This window comes from Metabacillus sp. B2-18, from assembly GCF_021117275.1.
Taxonomy (GTDB): domain Bacteria; phylum Bacillota; class Bacilli; order Bacillales; family Bacillaceae; genus Metabacillus.
Genome location: NZ_CP088245.1, coordinates 3,765,907 through 3,785,722, shown reverse-complemented (window position 1 = coordinate 3,785,722; position 19,816 = coordinate 3,765,907). Strand labels below are relative to the sequence as shown.

Here is a 19,816-nt window from a genome sequence, read left to right as displayed (position 1 = left end):
AAGGGTTTAGAATTTAAATAGGGTCAGAACGTTGAGGAAGCCAGTTGGCTAAGAAAGGGGGTAAATCTTTATCATTTGCCCGAGTTGTATGGCCTCCATTTTCTAATTTAAAGGTTTTATCTTTACTTGAAACAAAGTCAATGACACGAATATTTTGCTCTTTTAATACAAGTCTGTCAAAATCAGTTGATATAACAAGCAGATTAGCAGTAATATTAGCTAAGTTTGCCTCTTTGCCATGAATCATTAATCCGCCATTAATCAATTTGTTTTGTTTTCCTAATTCCTGCATTAACTCCCTCATAGCTGCACCTGTAAATGGGATATGTCCATCTGTCCATTTTTTCAGCCTCTTCCACTTTTTTACATATTCATCATCATATGCTTTATTCAGTAATGATAAGTAAGGACTAAAATAGATGGGGTTTGTCACCATCCTCATGGCTGCTTTCATAGAATTTCCGGAAATAAGACCGATTGTATCAAGCAGCTCACTCACATCAAGTTTGCCTTCTTTACTTGCATTAGCTAGTTCCTCAAAAAAAGGAACTGTTTCAAAATCGATTGGCGATACATTTAAAATCAAGTTGCGAATTGGTTCGTCGGCAATTGTGGCATACATGGTTGCAAGAGTACCACCTAAGCAATAGCCAATGATTGTAACTTCTTCAGCACCTGAATGTCTTAATGCTCGTCGAACACCTTTTTGAATATAATCAACAACATAGTCACTCGCAGTAATGTCTTTGTCTTCATATCCTGGGATACCAAAATCTAATAAATACACTTCAAAGCCGTTTCGTGTGAAATTTTCAATGGCACTGTTACCAGGTGCCATGTCTAAAATAAACGGCTGATTAACTAATGAATAAACGAGAAATAAAGGTACCTTATATTTTTTTTCAGCAGGCGCATAGTACCATAATGTTGCTTTATTCTTTTTCCAAACAGCTTCTCTAGGTGTAGCCCCAACTTTAGGCTCAGGACTACTCCATACCCCAAAGAAAGTTTTCCATCTTTTTATTTCCTGATCAAGATCATAAGTCGGAGTGGATGGTTGTTTTTTATCCATTTTTTTTCTTTCTCTTTCTTTTTTCTTTAAGAAGCTGTAGTAGTTTCTGATTTACTTCTTGAAAATCAACTTGACCAGGTGGTTTCATTAGTTCTTTATGAAGTTCATCTTTCAGTGAATGAGAAGAGGATATACACATTTTTTTCTTCTTTAATAGTTCTTTACTGCATTTAATCACACGTTTCTTAAGTTTATCTTCTAGTTCCTCTAACGGTTTAACAATTTCTTCTTTAATATGGCTAGTAGGATTTTTTATTAAATCTGCCAGTTCATTTCTGAGCTTTTCATCTAGTCCTTCAAAGCGATGTTCTGTTAGGTTTTTCAAAAGTGTCTTTTTTATATCTTTTAACATATCTAACACCTCGTGTATTTCATCTTCCAAATCATCGAGTTTATCTTCCGACTGAACAATTAACTTACCTAAACGACCTACATCTTTCTTAGTAGGGAAGTTTAATTGTGCGGATAATTGCTCTACATATTCATGAACAGCTTCCATTAAATGTGCTAAAACTTTACCGGCTGAATTGGCTGCAACTGCTACTTCTTTATGATCTAATTTATCTTGAATATATTTATTGAGTTTATTTTCCAGAGTAAAACCAAGTTGTTTTAGCAAAGGAAATAATTCAGGTGTTTCGTTCTTACTCATGTTATAGCTCCTCCTATCTAAGTAAAATCAAAAAATTTATTTCTATAGTATAGAAGCGCATTCTATTATTTGTGCAAAAATTAATGAACGAGCCTTTGCCTGTTTTTAAAATAGTTAATTAATCTAGTCCAAGTTTCTAGCAACTAGTGTAATAACCGTTACAAACCTATGTTAGTGTGAATAAACTAAGTTTGTTCATTCTAATTAGGGAGGGGATTTTAAGATGGAAGAAAACCAATTTAAGAGTGTATTGGACGAAAATAATCAATATAGTAAAGTTAGAAATATTTACGATCAATTAATCTTATCAAGCCAATTTCATGATATGGATGTTGAAACATTAGATGCTTTTTTAACACATTTTGAACTAAAAGATGGAATTACTTTTGAAGAATTTATAGGTTTATATAAAATATTTGATGCTATATATGAAAAAGATAAATTTCCAATTATTTTTTAAGCTATTTTATGGTGTTTATAAAGGGGGGAGATATAATTGAGAAAAAAGCTTATTACGACGAGCTCAAAAGGACTAATGACAGATTCCTTTCCCTATCAGCTGTATCAAAAGGCAAAAAAATATGGGACATGGAATCCTAATGAAATTGACTTTTCACAGGATAAAGAAGATTGGAAGAATCTAAGTGAAAAGCATCGAGAATGGATTGTAAGACTTCTCGCACAGTTTCAAGGTGGAGAAGAAGCTGTTACACATGATTTATTACCACTATTAAAAGTAGTTGCTGAGGAAGGTAGATTAGAGGAGGAAATGTTTTTAACAACATTCCTTTTTGATGAAGCGAAACATACAGAATTCTTCCGGAAGGTTTTGGATGAGCTTGGGGAAAAGGGGGATTTAACACATTTCCATTCAAAAACCTATCGTAAATTCTTTTATGAGATACTTCCAGAAACTATGGAGAAGCTCTGGAAAGACAGGTCACCTGAGAGTTTAGCAGATGCTGCCACTGTGTATAACATGTTTTCTGAGGGAGTCCTAGCAGAAACAGGTTATAAAGTGTTTGCAGATGGTCTGAATAAAATGCGGAAAATGCCCGGGTTATTAAAAGGAATTGAGCATTTAAAAATAGATGAATCAAGGCATATTGCATATGGAACGTTTTTATTACAAAGGTTAATTAACGAACACCCTCATTTACTAGACAGAGTATTAAAAAAGCTTGAACAATTAGCACCACTTTCTTTAGCTCTAAATGCTGAAGGAATGATAATGGGTGAAGGTGAGCATGACAAAAAAAGCAACTCAGAGCTTATGGAATTTACAAAAAAACAACTTAAAGCTAGAGTAGAAATTCTTTCAAGAGCAAAAAGTCAGCAAATAGATACGATGAAACCTAAATGAAAAGAGGGTGACTCAAAAGGTTGTTAAATAACGACCTTTTGAGCACCCTTTCTTTATTTTTGGTATAGAAACCAAATAAGTAGGATTTTTTTAATGAAAAAGGGGTATTCCTCCCCCTTATTGGCATCCAATATCCTCTTTTGCTTTATTTCTTTTTATTGCCTTCTGCATTTTTTTACAGTTATGTGCAACGCAAAGAAGCCCCCATTCAATCGTATTTTTTTGGAGGCCACGCATTGAAAAGCGTCTGAACTGCTGATTATGTTTTATTTGTCCAAATACACTTTCCACATCACATTTTCGTTGGCTATATAATTTTCGTCCTTCTTCACTCTGAAGACGTTCACGAATCTCTTTTCGTTGCCTTTGATTTTCTAGTGATATTGTAATTGTTTTTTGTTCTTTTCCTTTGGCACAAGTTTTTTGGAAAGGGCAGCCGGCACATTCAAAACATGAATACTTTCTTTTAATTGAAACATATTCATTATCAGAAGTTTTTGAGGTTTCATACTGGAATACAAGGCGTTGCTTGTTTGCACATATAAACTCATCTAGTTCCTCATCGTACTCCATATTTTCTACACGTTCGATTTTATTTTTCCAGTTTCTTTTTTGTTCCTGATCAAATGTATTATATTTTATGTACGCTGTTCGTCCTTCTCTTTCTAAAAAGTCATAGTTTTCCTCACTACCATAACCAGAATCGGCAACTATTTTTTCTGGTTTCACTCCGTGCTCCTCCAGGTGTTGAAGATGAGGGATTAAGCAGCCTGGATCACCTGCTCTTTGATGTAGAGAGAAACCTGTAATAAATTGACCTTCTGTTCCTGTTTGTACATTATATCCTGGTTTTAACTGCCCATTTCGCATATGATCTTCCTTCATTCTCATAAAGGTCGCATCATTATCTGTTTTCGAGAAACTGTTTCTTCCATTGAAAAGTTGATTTTGTTCTTCATATTTCACTTTTCGAGGAAGGTAGTCTTTCTTTAATAATCGAACAGCTTTTTTCGCCTCTTTATTTTTGGGTTCTGTCTCTAAATGCTTTTCTAACTTTTTAATACTTTGTTCAATCTGTTCCGAGGTAATCGGAGTTTCTTTTAACTTTTCTTCTAGCCCCATGGAAGTGGCGGTCTTTTCCTCTTTTTCAAGGATATGCTCAATTTGTAAAGCGAGTTGACGATATTTATCATCTAAACTTTTTTCATATTTCTCTGTCGCTTTTCTCCAAACAAAAGTATACTGATTTGCATTTGCTTCGATCTTAGTCCCATCTACAAAATAGTGCTCCAGCTTGACTAATCCTTTTTCACGTAGTAACTCTACAATTGAAAAGAAAACTTGATAGATTATGTCTTTCATTCGCTCCGATCGAAAACGATTAATCGTACGAAAATCAGGAGTTTGACTACCACTTAACCACATAAAGTAGATATTTTCGGTTAGTAATTTCTCTATTTGTCTTCCTGAGTAAACTTTTTGTGTATAAGCATAAATGATGACTTTAAGTAACATTTTTGGATGATATGATGGGCGTCCACCACCTTTGTAAGGTTGAACCAACAAAGTATCGTCTAGCTTTTCTACAGCTTCATGAACAATGATAGATAAATGATTTTGAGGGATGAGAATTTCAAGGTCTAATGGAAGAACTAACTGATTCATGTTATAATTAACGAAAGAAATATGATCATATTTCATAAAAAAATCGTTCCTTTCTTGTATAAAGTGGTGTGGTAACTTCATTATACAGAATCGGGCGATTTTTTTGTTTTTAATTTTGTCTTTTAAAAGGTTGTTTTCGTAGATTGTTGCAAATAAATATTATTTTAAAAGGATAGTGGAATGGAGCGGAAGACACTTGACTCCTGCGGGAGGTAGAGGAAAGGCTGAGACCCCGCAGGCGAAGGCGAGGAGGCTCAGCTTCCTCCCCGCGGAAAGCAAGTGTCTGGAGCGCAATGGAACGAACCAGTTTTTATAGTTAACTTTATTTAAAAAACACTTTTTAAAAAAGGCTAACCCAAAGGTCTAAAATCTAGACTTTTGGGTCAGCCCCTTTTAACTCATGCTTCAACTACATACGATAGGACATCAAGTGCTTGTTGAATGTTTTCAACAGTTACATTTGCTTTATTAGACAACTCTTTTAATGGATGATGAAGCTGTTCAGGTTTTATTAAAATAAGAGGTTTGTTTAATGTAATAGCTGTACTTGCGTCCATTGCGGTATTCCACTGCTTGTATTTTTCTCCAAATAGTGCGATAACAAGGTCAGCTTTATTCATTAACAAAGATGTTCGCAAATTATTAATACTTGATGCAGCTTCATCTTTGTAAACAGGTCCAGGTTGTTCTCCAATAATTTTTTCACCAATATCATCGGATAAATCATGTCGTTCCATTGGTCCTACAAATTTAAAAGGTAAATTACGTTTTGCTGTTTCCTTTTTTAATTGCTCGCGCCAATTTGTATGTATTTCTCCTGCCAAGTACACAATAAATTCCATCAAATCCCTCCAAATAGAGTTTACATCCATTTTACCATATTTCATCCAAAACCAAAGATTACAGCTTATTCACTTTGTCTTGCTAATATAAAAAAGAAGAGGTTATGATGTAAGAGACTCTATGTAAAAGCAAATTTTAAGGTCTAAATAAATAGCTGCTAATTTCTGTAGGATTCATAAAAAGGGGGATTTATATGAGGAAATATAGCTTTTTCATGCTGGTCATAATTTTAGTCCTACTTTCAGGTTGCACCCAATCTGAAGAGAGTCTTAGGAATGATTCTATTGATCACACAAAACAGGCATTTGATAATGAGGAGTTGGAAGTTAATGAAGAAACAGAACAATTTTCATTTTACTTGCCAAATGATTTTAAGATAAAAGAAAAAAATGATTATAATGTGTTACTTGAAGATGGAAATAAAAGTTATATCCTTTTTGTTAATTTGAAGGAGCCAAAAAGTAGTAAAGTTTCCTATAAAACTCTAACAGAGCAGTATCAGGAGCCATTTATTTCAAAAACGTTTGAGCAAAAGGGTCGCTTTGGTTACTTATTTGTCGTTAAAATTGCAGAAAATAAATATGAAGTAACAGTTGGCGTAGGAGGCACAAAGGTAACTACTGAAGTTAAGGGGAACGATGTAGTAGAAGACGCTGAAGCTATGATGATGATTGCTAATTCTGTTCAATAAATAGGTTTTCTATTACGTGCAAGATGGGAAAGTGGAAACATATACAACAATCATATACACTAGAACTACGCTTTTTGTTTAAGATAATATGCTATCTACAAAAGGTGTGAGGAAAAGTTCTCAAATGCCGACTAAGTTAAGATGAACAACTTATGATAACAAACCATTTTTTAGGAGGATATTATAATGCAAAAATTAACATCAGTAGATGAATATAAACAAATTATAGAAAATGAAAAGTTCATTTTCATGTTCTCAGCAGACTGGTGTCCTGACTGCCGTGTGATTGAGCCAGTTCTTCCAGAGCTAGAAGAAGAAAACAGTACATTTACATTTTATTATGTAGACCGAGATCAATTTATTGACCTTTGTGTTGAACTAGACATATTTGGTATTCCGAGCTTTGTTGCCTTTCATAAAGGAAAAGAAGTTGGCCGTTATGTAAATAAAGATAGAAAATCTAAAGAACAAATTCAAGAATTTATCAATACAATAACTGTTTAACATGTAATTGTTTTATATGTGGAACTTCTTATAAGGGAAGGAGGAAGAAATATGAAAATGACATCAAGAAAATTAGTTGAAACCCTAAAGGGAAAACTTTCAAATCCACAATGGCAATTTGATTTTGATCGTGAGAAAGATACGTTAAGAGTGGAGGATTCTCTTAGCAAAAAAGGTGTGACCTTATCTCTTCCAGGTATAATTGCAAAATATGAAACCTCGAAGCAGAAAGCGATAGATGAAGTTGTTTATTATGTTAAGGAAGCATTAACAGTGATGAACGAACAGCAAGATTTATCTGGAAAGGAAAAAAATATATTTCCAGTCATTCGATCTACGTCTTTTCCAACAGAGAGCAATGAAGGCATAGCTTTATGTTATAGTGAACATACAGCTGAAACACGTATTTACTATGCACTTGATCTTGGAAGTACATACCGCTTAATAGATGAAAAGATGATGAAAAGAGAAAATTGGACGAAAGATCAGATTAAAGAAGTAGCTGCTTTTAACTTAAGATCTTTAAAGACGAGCGTAAAAGAAGATTTAGTTGCTGGTAATGTTTTTTATTTTCTAAATGCAAATGATGGTTATGATGCAAGTAGAATTCTGAACGAAAGTTTATTACAATCTTTTGCAGAGAAAATAGAAGGAAAAATGGCTGTAGCTGTTCCGCATCAAGATGTGCTAATTATTGTAGATGTTCGTAACGATACCGGCTATGATATTTTAGCACAATTAACGATGAGCTTTTTTGCAAGTGGCACAGTTCCTATTACTGCCCTATCCTTTTTATATGAAAACAATGAGCTTGAACCTATTTTTATACTAGGTAAAAATAAACCTCATAAATAAGGGAGCATTCTTAAAGCAATCGGTAGTTTTACGGTTGCTTTATGTTTTATAGCAAAAAAAATCATTTCCTTTTTTTACCCCGTTAAAGAAAAGATTTATTTCGAACATATATATTAGCTATATTGTCAAAGAAAAAGAGGCAGCCGTGATATAAGATTATTATATTCGGTCTACCTCTTTTCTTTTGTGTTTGTATTTGAAGTAGATGCCTAATGAAAATCACCGTCCAATATAAACGAATAACTTTTCAAAAGAGACTATACTTTTATCTACAAAAATAGACATTTATTGATACAATAGAATATATGTTTTTACAAGCAAGCTTATCAGATTTGTAAATACAAATATTCATAATCTCTCACCGAGTTAGGGTGAAAGTAAATGTATGTGATTATTTTTGCTGAATATATTGAAAGAGTGATTAAAAATGAGTTGGATGAAAAAACTATTTTCTTATTTTTTAGGAGATGACGAAAAAGTAAGTGAAAACAGTGAGACGAGAGAACATGAGCAAGAAGCTCAAAGAAACATAGGGAGTGTTTCAAAGAGTGAGAATGAAACACAAAATCATCATAAGGCAGAAGCAAGAGTTTCTTATCAATATCCTAAAGGGAATTTCCGTTTTCCAATGATACCTGATGAAAAACAAACATCAAGAGATATGCGGCCAAGGCGTTCAAGTCATGAAAAACTTCAAACAAAGAGCGAAGTAAGACCTGTCTTGCCAAATCATAAATCTGTGAAGAAAAGATACATCGAGGAAAATGTAGAGGAAAAACCAATAAAAAAGAAACAACCATTTTACCCTACTTCCATCCCATCTCCGATTTATGGTTTTCAATCAAAAGAAGAGAGGATGCAAAGTAGAGAAACACAGCATACGAAACAAAAACAACCACAAAGTTTAGCGGATAGCAGTTACATGGAGGAATCTGTTACTTACAAGATGGAAACAGAGGTTCCAATACAGTCTAATTATGAAATGGCAGATACTCCTGCTGCTTTAAAAATACAGGAAGAAAATGACCAGCAAGCAACAACTATTGAACAATATGACCGTTCTGACGAATTTCAACAAGAAGAGGAGACTACAGTTACATACTCTCTTGAAGATCATGAGATCGAAGAAATGGTATATGAAACAAATGCTGATACGGTGATTGATGATAAGGAAGATGATGATCTTGTAGATGAAGCACTTTCCATTGTTAAAACTGAGTTTAATAAGAAACAACCACCTGTTGAATTTGATCAAGCTCTAGAAATTGAACAAATTGAACAAGAAAGTGTTGAAATGAAACCATCATATAATGATCAATATGAAGAAGAAGAACAAACTGAATTTTATCTAAATGAAGATCAAAGCGAGACATTTTTTGAGGAAACAAAGGTTTCAGGATTTGAAAATGAGTCATTTGAAGAATCAATAAAAGAACAAGAAGAACCAATCTTACACCAACCAGAAACGCCTAAACAAGAAAGCAATAATCGAAAAACATTACCATTTAACGTCATGATGCTTGGAAGAGATAAGCAAAAAATTCGTGAAAAAACAGTGCAAGTTCAAGAACAAACACAAGAACAAACACAAGAAAAAACTCAAGAACAAGCACAGGTAGGGAGTTATCAATTTCCATCGCTTGGATTTTTAAATATACCAGAAAAAGAATTAACAGAAGACCATACATGGCTTGAGTCACAAAAAGACCTTCTAAACCTTACATTAAAGAATTTTAATGTGAGAGCAAGTGTAGTAAATGTAACCCAAGGGCCTTCTGTAACAAGATTTGAAGTTCATCCCGAACCGGGAGTGAAAGTTAACAAAATTACAAACTTAAGTGATGATATTAAATTAAGTTTAGCTGCTAAGGATATTAGGATTGAGGCTCCAATTCCAGGGAAAAATACGATTGGAATTGAGGTGCCGAATAAGGTAGGTAAAATGGTTTATTTACGCGAGATTTTAAGAAGTTCAGAATTTCGTAATAATCCTTCCCCTATGACCGCAGTACTAGGTTTAGATATTGCTGGTCAGCCAGCAGTTACTGATTTGAAAAAAATGCCTCATGGTCTTATAGCTGGAGCAACAGGATCAGGTAAAAGTGTTTGTATAAACACAATTTTGGTGAGTTTATTATATAAAGCCTCACCACATGAAGTGAAATTAATGTTAATTGATCCAAAAATGGTTGAATTAGCACCTTATAATGATATTCCACACCTTGTCAGTCCTGTAATAACGGATGTGAAGGCTGCAACTGCTGCATTGAAATGGGCTGTTGAGGAGATGGAAAGACGTTACGAATTATTTGCTCACTCCGGCACAAGAGAGATTACGAGATATAATCAGCTTGTTAAGGAACATAATCAGGGAGAACATCTCCCATATCTTGTTATTGTTATTGATGAGCTTGCTGACTTAATGATGGTTGCTCCTAATGATGTAGAGGAAGCCATTTGCCGTATTGCACAAAAAGCTAGGGCGTGTGGAATTCACTTAATCGTTGCGACCCAACGCCCATCTGTTGATGTAATCACTGGTTTGATCAAAGCTAATATTCCAACTAGGATAGCCTTTTCTGTTTCATCTCAAGTTGATTCAAGAACAATTATTGACGTGAGCGGTGCAGAAAAACTTCTTGGTAAGGGTGATATGCTCTTTTTGGAAAATGGGTCATCAAAAGCAGTTCGTCTTCAAGGTACTTTTGTATCAGATGAAGAGATTGAAAGAGTCGTAAAGCATGTGAAGCTTCAATCAAAACCGGAATATTTGTTTCATCAAGAGGAATTGGTGAAAAAAGCAACCATTCAATCTGAGGAAGATGAATTATTTGTAGAAGCATGTGAATTTGTTGTTAATCAAGGTGGAGCTTCGACATCAAGCTTACAAAGAAGATTTAGAATTGGCTATAATCGAGCAGCACGCCTAATTGACATGATGGAAGACCAAGGAATTATCTCTGAAAATCGTGGCAGCAAACCTAGAGATGTTTTAATTTCGGAAGAAGAGCTTGATTCTATTCATGAAAGTAATGTGTAATAAGATAAATAAAGGTAACCAGTCTTAATTGGTTACCTTTAAAACATCATTCAAGATATGCTATTATACGTTTATCAAAGTAGGTTATGTTAAAGGTGTTTCAGTGAAGGAAAAAAGTAATTTTACATAACTTGAAGTAGGGTTGTAGTATGGATAATATTGTTTATCTTCATAATCTTCGTGAGGAAAAAGAAAACCAATTAGTCAGCTTTGTTTCTCAACATACATCTGCTGCGCATACGTATTTAGAACGTCAAGTTAATATTAGAGAAAAAGTAAAAGCAAAGCATATCTTTTCTGAACAAATTTCTTTAGAAAAAGGTGTTGTTTTTTCTTCTTTACAAGAAAAGCTTTTTAATGATTGGTTTACTTACGATTATGTAACAATTAGTGGCATGACTATTTATCAAAGCTATATTAAAAACGAAAATGGACAAAAGCACCCACTAGATTCTGTTGTCCATGCCCTTTTTATGGCGAGTGTACTTGAACCGTTTAAAGTAATAAAAACGGTTGGAGAGAATATACATGCTAAGAAATTACTTACTGGTGAAGAGTGTGTGATTAAAACGGATAGAAAGGTTGAAGAGGTCGAGCCTTCAAGCATTTTGTTTCTTAGATCAATACCTTTACTAGATGGACAATTATGTGTAAGCGATATGTTTATTCAACAGGATCATACCTTAATTGATTTGTTATTAACGGAATTTAAAAAAAGTAACGAAAGCTGGCGTACATTTTTAAAGAAATATTCCATAAAATATAGTTGGACTAGTCAATCAGTGAAATAAAAGGTGGATAAAGTTGTAAACTTTATTTTTCATGGTCATAATGAATGGCAAATGATATAATATATTTTCGTAAGCTGATTACATATTAAAAAACACAAGAAATTAGAAGCGATTCTTAATCGTATTATATACATGGGTTGCAAATCAAGATAAGCGTCATATACTGTCAATCAGATAGACGTTTGTTGGAGGTTCTTATTATGACTGTTTATCATTTTGTTGGAATTAAAGGGACTGGAATGAGTGCCCTTGCACAGATTTTACATGATATGAATTACGAAGTTCAGGGCTCTGATATTGAGAAAAAAGTGTTTACAGAAAAGGCCTTAGAAGCACGTAATATTAAGATATTACCTTTTTCAAAAGATAATATTAAAGAAGGCTTAACAATCATTGCAGGAAATGCGTATCCCGATACACATGAAGAAATTGTAGAAGCTAATTCTTTAGGTTTACCTGTTATTCGTTATCATCGCTTTTTAGGGGAGTTTCTCCAAAAGTATATAAGTGTAGGGATAACTGGTGTACACGGAAAAACATCCACAACAGGATTACTTTCTCATGTGATTCAGGGTGCAGAACCAACGTCATACTTAATCGGTGACGGTACTGGTAGTGGGGTACCGGATAGTAAATATTTTATTTTTGAAGCATGTGAATATCGTAGGCATTTCTTATCTTACGAACCTGATTATGCGATTATGACCAATATTGATTTTGATCATCCTGACTATTTTTCAAGTATTGAGGATGTTTTTAGCGCGTTTCAAGAAATGGCAATTCAAGTTAAAAAAGGGATCATCGCCTGTGGTGATGATGAACAGCTTCAACAAATTCAAGCGAAAGTACCTGTTGTTTATTATGGATTCGGTGAAGACAATGACTTTCAAGCAAGAAATGTTGTAAAGTCAACTGATGGTACTTCATTTGATGTATTTGTACGCAATACATTCTATGCTTCGTTCAAGATCACTTCATATGGAGACCATAGTGTACTAAATGCATTATCAGTTATTGCTCTTTGTCATTATGAAGGAATTGACGTAGAGATTATTCAAGAAAGATTGCAAACATTTCAAGGTGTTAAAAGACGTTTTAACGAGAAAAAAATTGGGAATCAAATATTAATTGATGACTATGCTCATCACCCAACAGAAATTAATGCAACAATTGATGCTGCTAGACAAAAATATCCTGACAGAGATGTTGTTGCTGTGTTTCAACCACATACATTTACAAGAACACAATCGTTTTTAGAAGAGTTTGCAGAAAGCTTACAAAGAGCAGATTATGTTTATCTATGTGACATATTTGGGTCTGCACGTGAAAATGTTGGAAAGCTTACTATAGACAACTTACTGGAGAAAATTGATCATTCTAATTTAATTAGAGAAGATGAAACATCTGTTCTTAAGGCTCATGATTCGGCTGTATTAGTATTTATGGGTGCCGGTGATATTCAGAAATATCAAGAAGCATATGAAAATGTTTTAGTTTAAACAAAATAAAAAACAGCTGACTTTCTTATCGAAAGTCAGCTGTTTACATATAAATGATTATTTTAGATTCTCAGGATTTAATGCATCTAATTCAGGGATCACAAACCGACCATCTTTACGAATTAATACATCATCAAAATAAATTTCGCCTCCTCCGTACTCAGGACGTTGAATCATCACCATATCCCAGTGGATGTTGGAGTTATTTCCATTAAAGGCATCTTCATACGCTTGTCCAGGTGTAAAGTGAAAGCTGCCATCAATTTTTTCATCAAATAAAATATCCTGCATTGGATGTTGAATAAAAGGATTCACACCAATTGCAAATTCTCCAATGAAGCGAGCTCCTTCATCTGTATCAAAAATCTTATTAATTCTTTCTGTATCATTTGCTGTTGCTTCAATAATTTTTCCGTCTTTAAACGTTAATTGTACATTTTCATAGGTAAATCCATTATATGGAGAAGGTGTGTTATATGTAATTTTTCCATTTACTGAATCACGGACTGGTGCAGTATAAACCTCTCCATCAGGAATGTTCATCTGACCAGAACATTTAATAGAAGGAATATCACTAATTGAAAAGCTTAAGTCAGTATCCACACCTGTTAATCGTACTTTATCTGTTTTGTTCATAAGTTCAACTAATGCATCCATCGCTTTGTCCATCTTACTATAATCTAAATTACAAACATTAAAATAAAAATCTTCAAATTGTTCCGTACTCATTTTTGCTAATTGAGCCATGGATGATGTTGGATAGCGTAAAACCACCCATCTTGTTTTTGGTACCCTGATTTCTCTATGTACTTTTTGTCCAACTGTTTTTCCTTGTAATTTCATCTTATCATCAGGAACATCTGCAAGCTCATTAATATTATCCCCGGAACGAAGACCGATATAGGCATCCATCTGACTCATAACCTGTGCTTCAAATTGAGCAATCATGTTATATTGTTCCTCTTGTCCTCCTATCATTAGAGCGCGATCTACTTGGTGATCTTTAAGAGATACAAAAGGATAACCCCCTGCAGCATAAGCTTCTTTTACAAGGGCAACAACGAGTTCGCGTTGAAGTCCGAAATTTTCAATCAGTACTTTTTCACCCTTTTGTAATTTAATTGAATAATTTATTAGGTTTTTTGCTAATGTTTCAATACGTGGATCTTTCAATTGAAATCCTCCTTTTAATGAGATGCATCTCTATTTTACCCCATCTTAGTAAAACAATGGCCATGAATGATAACAGTTACAAAATTATTAAGAGAGATGTCTAATCATAAGGAGATTTTAGCTTTTATGTAAGATTTATGTTTATAATAGTAGTGGATGGGTAATGAAAAAGAAGAGGTTTAGGAGGTGTGACATATGATTCTTATTTTATATTTAAGTGTTGCTTTAATTGCCATTGCATTTACTATTTTAGTTATTTATGTGTCCAAAACATTGAGGGCATTACAGTCAACTTTAACAAATGTTGCGGGAACTTTATCAGGTCTTGAAAAGCAAATGGAAGGTATAACAACTGAAACAACGCAATTATTACATAAAACAAATGCTCTTGCAGAAGATATTCAGCATAAGTCAGATAGGCTGAACACAGTAGTTGAGTCGGTTAAAGATGTAGGAGACACCATTCAGCAGCTTAATACGACAGTGAAAAGAGTGACGACAACTGCCTCAACAAATCTTGAACAAAATCAAGATAAAATTAATCAAGTGGTTCAATGGAGTAATGCTGCAATGGAAATATGGGCAAAATGGAAACAGAAATCGGAAAACAAGCAACAAATTAATGGTTATAAGTAATATATCCAATAGAGGAGGTCGAACGAAATGGCTAAAAAAAACAATGGTAAAGACTTTATTATCGGTTCACTTGTAGGAGGACTTGTAGGTGCAGCAACTGCGTTATTTTTAGCACCTAAGTCAGGGAAGGAAATACGTGATAACTTAAGTGAGCAAGCAAGCGTGATGAAGAATCGAACTGGAAAATTGACAAATGATGCCTTAGAAAAAAGCTCAGGGTTAGCATCATTGGCAAAAGAAAAAACATCTTCATTATCACAGGTTGTTACAGAACAATCCTCACAAATAATGGATAAAGTTCGTTCCATTACAAAAACGACTGAGTCAGAAGATCAGGCAGAATTTGTAGAAAAAGAAATAACAAATGCCTTAGAGGAGCTTACAGAAGGATCAGATGGACAAAAAGAAGAAGCTTCTGTAGAGGAACCTAATGAAAACACACAAGAAACTAAACAACCATCTCAGGAAGACTCTAGTCAATCAGAAGAGGAAGTAAAAACAAATAGTTAATAACTAAAAGCAGTCTGAAGCTGCTTCTCATTAGCTGTAGAAGGGTGAAATGACGTGAGCAATCAATTAATTGAAACAGTAGACCAATTTGAAGAATTATTTCAAAAACATGAAGAATTTCTATTTGTTAAAAACAGCCTAACATGTCCAATCAGTCAGGCAGCTTTTGAAGAATATCAAGAGTTTGCAGGGCAATATAACGAGTATCCTTGTTATCATTTGCATGTTCAGGATTCTCGTCCATTATCTAACTACATTGCTGAGCAATTTGCCATTAAGCATGAGTCACCACAAGCATTGTTATTTAAAGGAAAAGAAATTGTGTGGAATGCTTCTCACTGGAAAATAACAAATGATGCATTAAAAAAAGAAATTAATGGGTAATAGAAAAAGTGTCTAACTCTTAATTGAGTCAGACACTTTTTTGTTCCGGTTTAGGAAAATTGTAAACTGCACTAATTTTTGATAACGCTTCGACATCCAGCTCCAGTGCCTAGACCCTCGAGGTCATAAGCCAATTTAGAATATAAGGCAAAAAACGCCATCTATTCTAAATCGTCTTATGCTTTTCGGGCCTGAACGAGGCACTTGCGCTTTTGGTTTTAATCCATCCATTTAATTGTAAGTTCATCCCCAGGTGTAAGGGGCTCCTGAAAGTTAACTTCTTGATTATTTCTTAAAAGTGTAAATTGACTGTTTGCCGTACTAGGAATTTTTAGATCTACAACAGCAAACAGGTCTTGAAAAATAAAAGGTTCAATTACTCTCTTTTTAGTTGTAAGCTCATCACCATTATAGATGAGGTCTGTATTAGTTAACTTTACATCCTTGCGAAAAAATTCGGTAACAGGCTTTTCAAGGTTGATAGATTTTCCATTATAGATAATAGGCAGGGTTTGGTTTTGTGTTAAATCAGCTTCTTGGACAAACTCCTGAAGTGTGGGGATCTTCGTTTGTTGCATGGTGATGATATCCCCATCTTCGAGAACGGAATCTTTAAAAGCGATTAAGCCGTTTTTAATGATCTTTCCTGAAAATACCTGAATGGTATGGATCTTATTGTCTATTTTTACAGAAAACGTTCTTAACTTATCAAGTTCTTTTCCATGCCCAATACTTTTAACAAAAGTCTCTATGGATGAAGGGATGATACATGTTACTCTGTCACGGTCTGATAAAATAGCTTCCTTTGATACTTCTTTGTCATTTAATAAAATACTTGCATGAAGAGTATAGGATTCACCATTTATACTGATTGTTTTAGAAGGAATCTCATCAAGTATAGAGCCAATTGAAACAACTGGAGCTTTTCCATCTATTCCATTTTCAACCGTAATAATGTCTCCGTGATTAATAGGATCTTCTAGTGAGCAGTTTTCTCCGTTTTTTCTAATTAATGGTGCTGTTCCATGTTCGCCCGGAATGGTAATCGCCTGCCCATTAACATTTACAAATAAAGCCATACCGGGCTTTCCATATAGTTTATTAAGCTGAATTCCCGAAGCTAATAAGCTATCTGCTACGGTTAAAGCTTTCATATGAAAAAGTCTAACGGAGCGTTCATTCACTTTTACACTAATATACTGTATAGGGTTTTGCTTAGATGAAACAGCAATACCAATAGGAGTAACAAGTTCAGGTCCTTTGTTAATATGTTCGGCAAGTTCAAGTTGAGAAATAGCATCAATTCCTCTAATGGCAACACGATTTTCAGCCAATTCTAGAAGTGCTGCAAGTCTTCTAGCTAATTCTGGAGTTTGACTTCCCCCGCCAACTAGCATGACGGCCTTTGGTGAATGATTATTATTTAGTCGTAAAATTTCATCTTTAATTGCTTTTGTTAACCGATCAATCGCTGGTGAAATTTTCGTTATAACATCTTCTTTTGGTAATTCTGCTTCAAAACCTAGAATATCAGTTATGGTAATAGTTGCTTCGGTAAGTAATTCTCTTTTTGCTTCCTCAGCTTTAGGGAAGTCCAGTAAAAATTCATCCGAAACAGCTTCTGTTATTTCATCCCCAGCGATAGGAACCATGCCATAAGAAATGATTGTGCCCATATCTGTAATCGCAATATCTGATGTACCTGCTCCGATGTCAACAAGTGCCACATTTAATCGTCTCATGGAAGAGGGAATTAACACATTGATAGCTGCAATTGGCTCTAATGTTAATGCTTCCATTTCGAGATTTGCACGATTCAAGGCAGCTAATAAAGATTCGACAACAATCTTTGGCAAAAAAGTAGCGATAATGTCAACACTTGCTTCTTCACCTTGTTGATCTATTAAACTACCTATTTCCTCACCATCTAATTTGTAATGAAGAACTGAATAACCAACACAATCATAATGATGTGAACGTTCGTTTTCATGTTTTTCAGCAAGCTGTTTTTGCGCAATTTGAACAGCCATTAATTCTAAATGAAGAATATCTTCTTTTTGAATCATAGGCTTTCCGCTAATCTCTATTGAAATGGTTGCTCTTTCTGTTTTTAATGCACGACCGGCAGCGGCTACGCATACTTTATGAAGAGGACCATAAACGTGTTCAAGCTCTTCTTTAACAGAAGTAATGACATTGGCTACAGATAATACATCATGTATTTGACCATCAAGCATGGATCTTTTATCATGTTCTTTGATAACAGTGTCCATGATATGATAGAAGCCGTTTTCTTCTTTTAAAATTAAACCAACAACAGATCTTGTTCCAATATCAAGAGCAAATGTTAAATCTTTGTTTGTCATGATCGTTACACCTTCTTTAAACAGAGTTTTTTTAAATAAACCTCTGAATATGATCTTTCCTCTAATTTTGCATGTATTCATTATAAAACCAAGGTTAACAGGTTTTTATAAAGTAAGTATGGCCATACACTTTACTGCTTAAAAGCTTAAAAGCGTTTAAATGTTAAAGTTTTTAATGACAATCACTATTTTATCGTTTATAATTACAACTAATTATAGAAAATGTACCACACTTTTATGGAATGATAAAGAAAACCTTATGTTGCAATACTTCATTCATTAGAGTGGTTATAATTTTCAAAAATTGATTGCGAAAGGATGAGAGAGATGAGTAATGCGGAATTAGAAGCATTAAGAGAGAGAGCAGATGAGATTAATTTACAGATTTTAAAGTTAATTAATGAGCGAGGAAGAGTTGTGCAGGAGATCGGGAAAGCGAAAGATGCACAAGGTGTACATCGTTATGATCCTGTTCGCGAGCGCAAAATGTTGAATAGTATTAAGGAATATAACGATGGACCATTCGAAAACTCTACCTTACAACATATTTTCAAAGAAATCTTTAAAGCTAGTTTAGAGCTTCAGGAAGATGATCATAGTAAAGCTTTACTTGTTTCACGTAAGAAAAAACCTGAGGACACAATTGTAGAAGTAAACGGTGTAAGAATCGGTGATGGCAGTCAATCGTTTATTATCGGTCCATGTGCTGTGGAAAGCTATGATCAGGTAGCATCTGTTGCAGAACAGGCTGTGAAACAAGGGATAAAAATTCTTCGCGGTGGTGCGTTTAAACCACGTACTAGTCCATATGACTTCCAAGGTCTTGGTCTTGAAGGTTTAAAGATTTTAAGAAAAGTTGGAGATGAATATGGCTTAGCTATTATTAGTGAAATTGTTAACCCGGCTGATATTGAAACGGCGCTAGACTATGTTGATATCATTCAAATCGGTGCACGTAACATGCAGAACTTTGAATTGTTAAAAGCCGCTGGAGCTGTTCGAAAACCAGTTTTATTAAAGCGTGGCTTAGCAGCAACAATTGACGAGTTTGTTAATGCTGCAGAATATATTATCTCACAAGGAAATGACCAAATCATTTTATGTGAGCGTGGTATTCGTACTTATGAGCGTGCTACTAGAAATACATTGGATATTTCTGCAGTACCAATTTTAAAACAAGAAACTCATTTACCAGTCTTTGTTGATGTAACTCATTCAACTGGAAGAAGAGATTTACTTGTTCCAACAGCGAAAGCAGCATTGGCTATTGGAGCTGATGGTGTAATGGCAGAAGTTCATCCAGACCCTGCTGTTGCTTTATCAGATTCAGCGCAGCAAATGGATTTTGATCAATTCAGCAATTTTATGTCTGAACTAAAACCTTTGGTAAAAGTAAACGCATAAGAAACAATCTATTGAAGAGGCTGACTAAAAGCGGGAACTTGTTAAAGCTACTTAATGTAGTTAAAAGTTTCTACTTATGTCAGCCTCTCTTTATTTCTATTTTTATTCATAAAAATTGATTTACAGGTAAAAATGTAAATAGAAGAGGATGAAAATGACAGTATTCTTGTTTTTAAATTCGTATATATGTGAAAAAACGAACAAATATGTGACAACAACGTAAAAATGCGATGAAATAGATTGCAGACGTTTTCAGAGTATCGTATGATAAGGTACATAGAACGGGATAAAGTACTTAGATACGACAAGAGGTTACAGCTTATTACATAGCAAAGTCAAAGTATCATAATGAACGTAATGAAAATAGT

18 protein-coding genes are annotated in these 19,816 nt (G+C 34.2%); 12 read left to right on the top strand and 6 right to left on the bottom strand.

The window, feature by feature from the left end; genetic code table 11:
- Nucleotides 1–13 precede the first annotated feature (13 nt).
- A complete protein-coding gene (locus LPC09_RS19180) occupies nucleotides 14–1,072 on the bottom strand; it encodes an alpha/beta fold hydrolase (protein ID WP_231308041.1) in 1,059 nt (352 codons plus the stop codon).
- Nucleotides 1,065–1,724, bottom strand: a complete 660-nt coding sequence (locus tag LPC09_RS19175; protein WP_231308040.1) for a hypothetical protein — start codon at nucleotides 1,722–1,724, stop codon at nucleotides 1,065–1,067. The genes LPC09_RS19180 and LPC09_RS19175 overlap by 8 nt, the downstream gene beginning before the upstream one ends.
- Before the next feature lie 223 nt (nucleotides 1,725–1,947).
- Between LPC09_RS19175 and LPC09_RS19170 the strand changes: the two genes are divergently transcribed.
- Both LPC09_RS19170 and LPC09_RS19165 read left to right on the top strand, forming a co-directional pair.
- Nucleotides 1,948–2,184, top strand: coding sequence for a hypothetical protein (locus LPC09_RS19170; protein WP_231308039.1), 237 nt, complete (start codon nucleotides 1,948–1,950; stop codon nucleotides 2,182–2,184).
- Between the two features lie 36 nt (nucleotides 2,185–2,220).
- Nucleotides 2,221–3,087, top strand: a complete 867-nt coding sequence (locus LPC09_RS19165) for a R2-like ligand-binding oxidase (RefSeq protein WP_098794973.1) — start codon at nucleotides 2,221–2,223, stop codon at nucleotides 3,085–3,087.
- A gap of 117 nt (nucleotides 3,088–3,204) precedes the next feature.
- Here the strand turns inward: LPC09_RS19165 and LPC09_RS19160 are convergent, their stop codons facing one another.
- Both LPC09_RS19160 and LPC09_RS19155 read right to left on the bottom strand, forming a co-directional pair.
- On the bottom strand, nucleotides 3,205–4,788 hold the full coding sequence (locus LPC09_RS19160) for an IS1182 family transposase (protein WP_231308038.1): 1,584 nt from the start codon (nucleotides 4,786–4,788) through the stop codon (nucleotides 3,205–3,207).
- A gap of 362 nt (nucleotides 4,789–5,150) precedes the next feature.
- Nucleotides 5,151–5,594 (bottom strand): YtoQ family protein, encoded by a 444-nt coding sequence (locus LPC09_RS19155; protein ID WP_231308037.1) that lies wholly within the window; start codon nucleotides 5,592–5,594, stop codon nucleotides 5,151–5,153.
- Nucleotides 5,595–5,788: 194 nt separating this feature from the next.
- Between LPC09_RS19155 and LPC09_RS19150 the strand changes: the two genes are divergently transcribed.
- The 6 genes from LPC09_RS19150 (at nucleotide 5,789) to murC (ending at nucleotide 12,975) form a co-directional block, all read left to right on the top strand.
- Nucleotides 5,789–6,286: a hypothetical protein gene (locus LPC09_RS19150; RefSeq protein ID WP_231308036.1), complete on the top strand. Its 498-nt coding sequence runs from the start codon at nucleotides 5,789–5,791 to the stop codon at nucleotides 6,284–6,286.
- Between the two features lie 186 nt (nucleotides 6,287–6,472).
- A complete protein-coding gene (locus LPC09_RS19145) occupies nucleotides 6,473–6,790 on the top strand; it encodes a thioredoxin family protein (RefSeq protein WP_231308035.1) in 318 nt (105 codons plus the stop codon).
- Between the two features lie 51 nt (nucleotides 6,791–6,841).
- Nucleotides 6,842–7,645 (top strand): DUF1444 domain-containing protein, encoded by an 804-nt coding sequence (locus LPC09_RS19140; protein WP_231308034.1) that lies wholly within the window; start codon nucleotides 6,842–6,844, stop codon nucleotides 7,643–7,645.
- A 427-nt stretch (nucleotides 7,646–8,072) separates the two neighbouring features.
- Entirely contained in the window at nucleotides 8,073–10,685 is a 2,613-nt protein-coding gene (locus tag LPC09_RS19135) for a DNA translocase FtsK (RefSeq protein ID WP_231308033.1), read from the top strand.
- A gap of 149 nt (nucleotides 10,686–10,834) precedes the next feature.
- Nucleotides 10,835–11,476: a hypothetical protein gene (locus tag LPC09_RS19130; RefSeq protein WP_231308032.1), complete on the top strand. Its 642-nt coding sequence runs from the start codon at nucleotides 10,835–10,837 to the stop codon at nucleotides 11,474–11,476.
- Between the two features lie 200 nt (nucleotides 11,477–11,676).
- The gene (gene murC, locus LPC09_RS19125) at nucleotides 11,677–12,975 is read left to right on the top strand and encodes a UDP-N-acetylmuramate--L-alanine ligase (RefSeq protein ID WP_231308031.1); all 1,299 of its coding nucleotides are present in this window, start codon (nucleotides 11,677–11,679) and stop codon (nucleotides 12,973–12,975) included.
- Nucleotides 12,976–13,032: 57 nt separating this feature from the next.
- Here murC and LPC09_RS19120 read toward each other — a convergent pair whose 3' ends face one another.
- A complete protein-coding gene (locus LPC09_RS19120; protein WP_231308030.1) occupies nucleotides 13,033–14,148 on the bottom strand; it encodes an aminopeptidase in 1,116 nt (371 codons plus the stop codon).
- Between the two features lie 195 nt (nucleotides 14,149–14,343).
- On the opposite strand from LPC09_RS19120, the gene LPC09_RS19115 reads away from it, so the two are divergent.
- The 3 genes from LPC09_RS19115 to ytxJ are packed head-to-tail and all read left to right on the top strand — an operon-like array spanning nucleotide 14,344 to nucleotide 15,678.
- The gene (locus tag LPC09_RS19115; protein ID WP_231308029.1) at nucleotides 14,344–14,784 is read left to right on the top strand and encodes a DUF948 domain-containing protein; all 441 of its coding nucleotides are present in this window, start codon (nucleotides 14,344–14,346) and stop codon (nucleotides 14,782–14,784) included.
- Between the two features lie 27 nt (nucleotides 14,785–14,811).
- Nucleotides 14,812–15,294, top strand: a complete 483-nt coding sequence (locus tag LPC09_RS19110; protein ID WP_098794982.1) for a YtxH domain-containing protein — start codon at nucleotides 14,812–14,814, stop codon at nucleotides 15,292–15,294.
- 54 nt (nucleotides 15,295–15,348) lie between these two features.
- A complete protein-coding gene (gene ytxJ / locus LPC09_RS19105) occupies nucleotides 15,349–15,678 on the top strand; it encodes a bacillithiol system redox-active protein YtxJ (RefSeq protein WP_098794983.1) in 330 nt (109 codons plus the stop codon).
- A 218-nt stretch (nucleotides 15,679–15,896) separates the two neighbouring features.
- Here the strand turns inward: ytxJ and LPC09_RS19100 are convergent, their stop codons facing one another.
- Entirely contained in the window at nucleotides 15,897–18,044 is a 2,148-nt protein-coding gene (locus tag LPC09_RS19100; protein ID WP_098794984.1) for a cell division protein FtsA, read from the bottom strand.
- A 327-nt stretch (nucleotides 18,045–18,371) separates the two neighbouring features.
- On the opposite strand from LPC09_RS19100, the gene LPC09_RS19095 reads away from it, so the two are divergent.
- The gene (locus tag LPC09_RS19095; protein ID WP_098794985.1) at nucleotides 18,372–19,448 is read left to right on the top strand and encodes a bifunctional 3-deoxy-7-phosphoheptulonate synthase/chorismate mutase; all 1,077 of its coding nucleotides are present in this window, start codon (nucleotides 18,372–18,374) and stop codon (nucleotides 19,446–19,448) included.
- The last annotated feature ends 368 nt before the right edge of the window (nucleotides 19,449–19,816 follow it).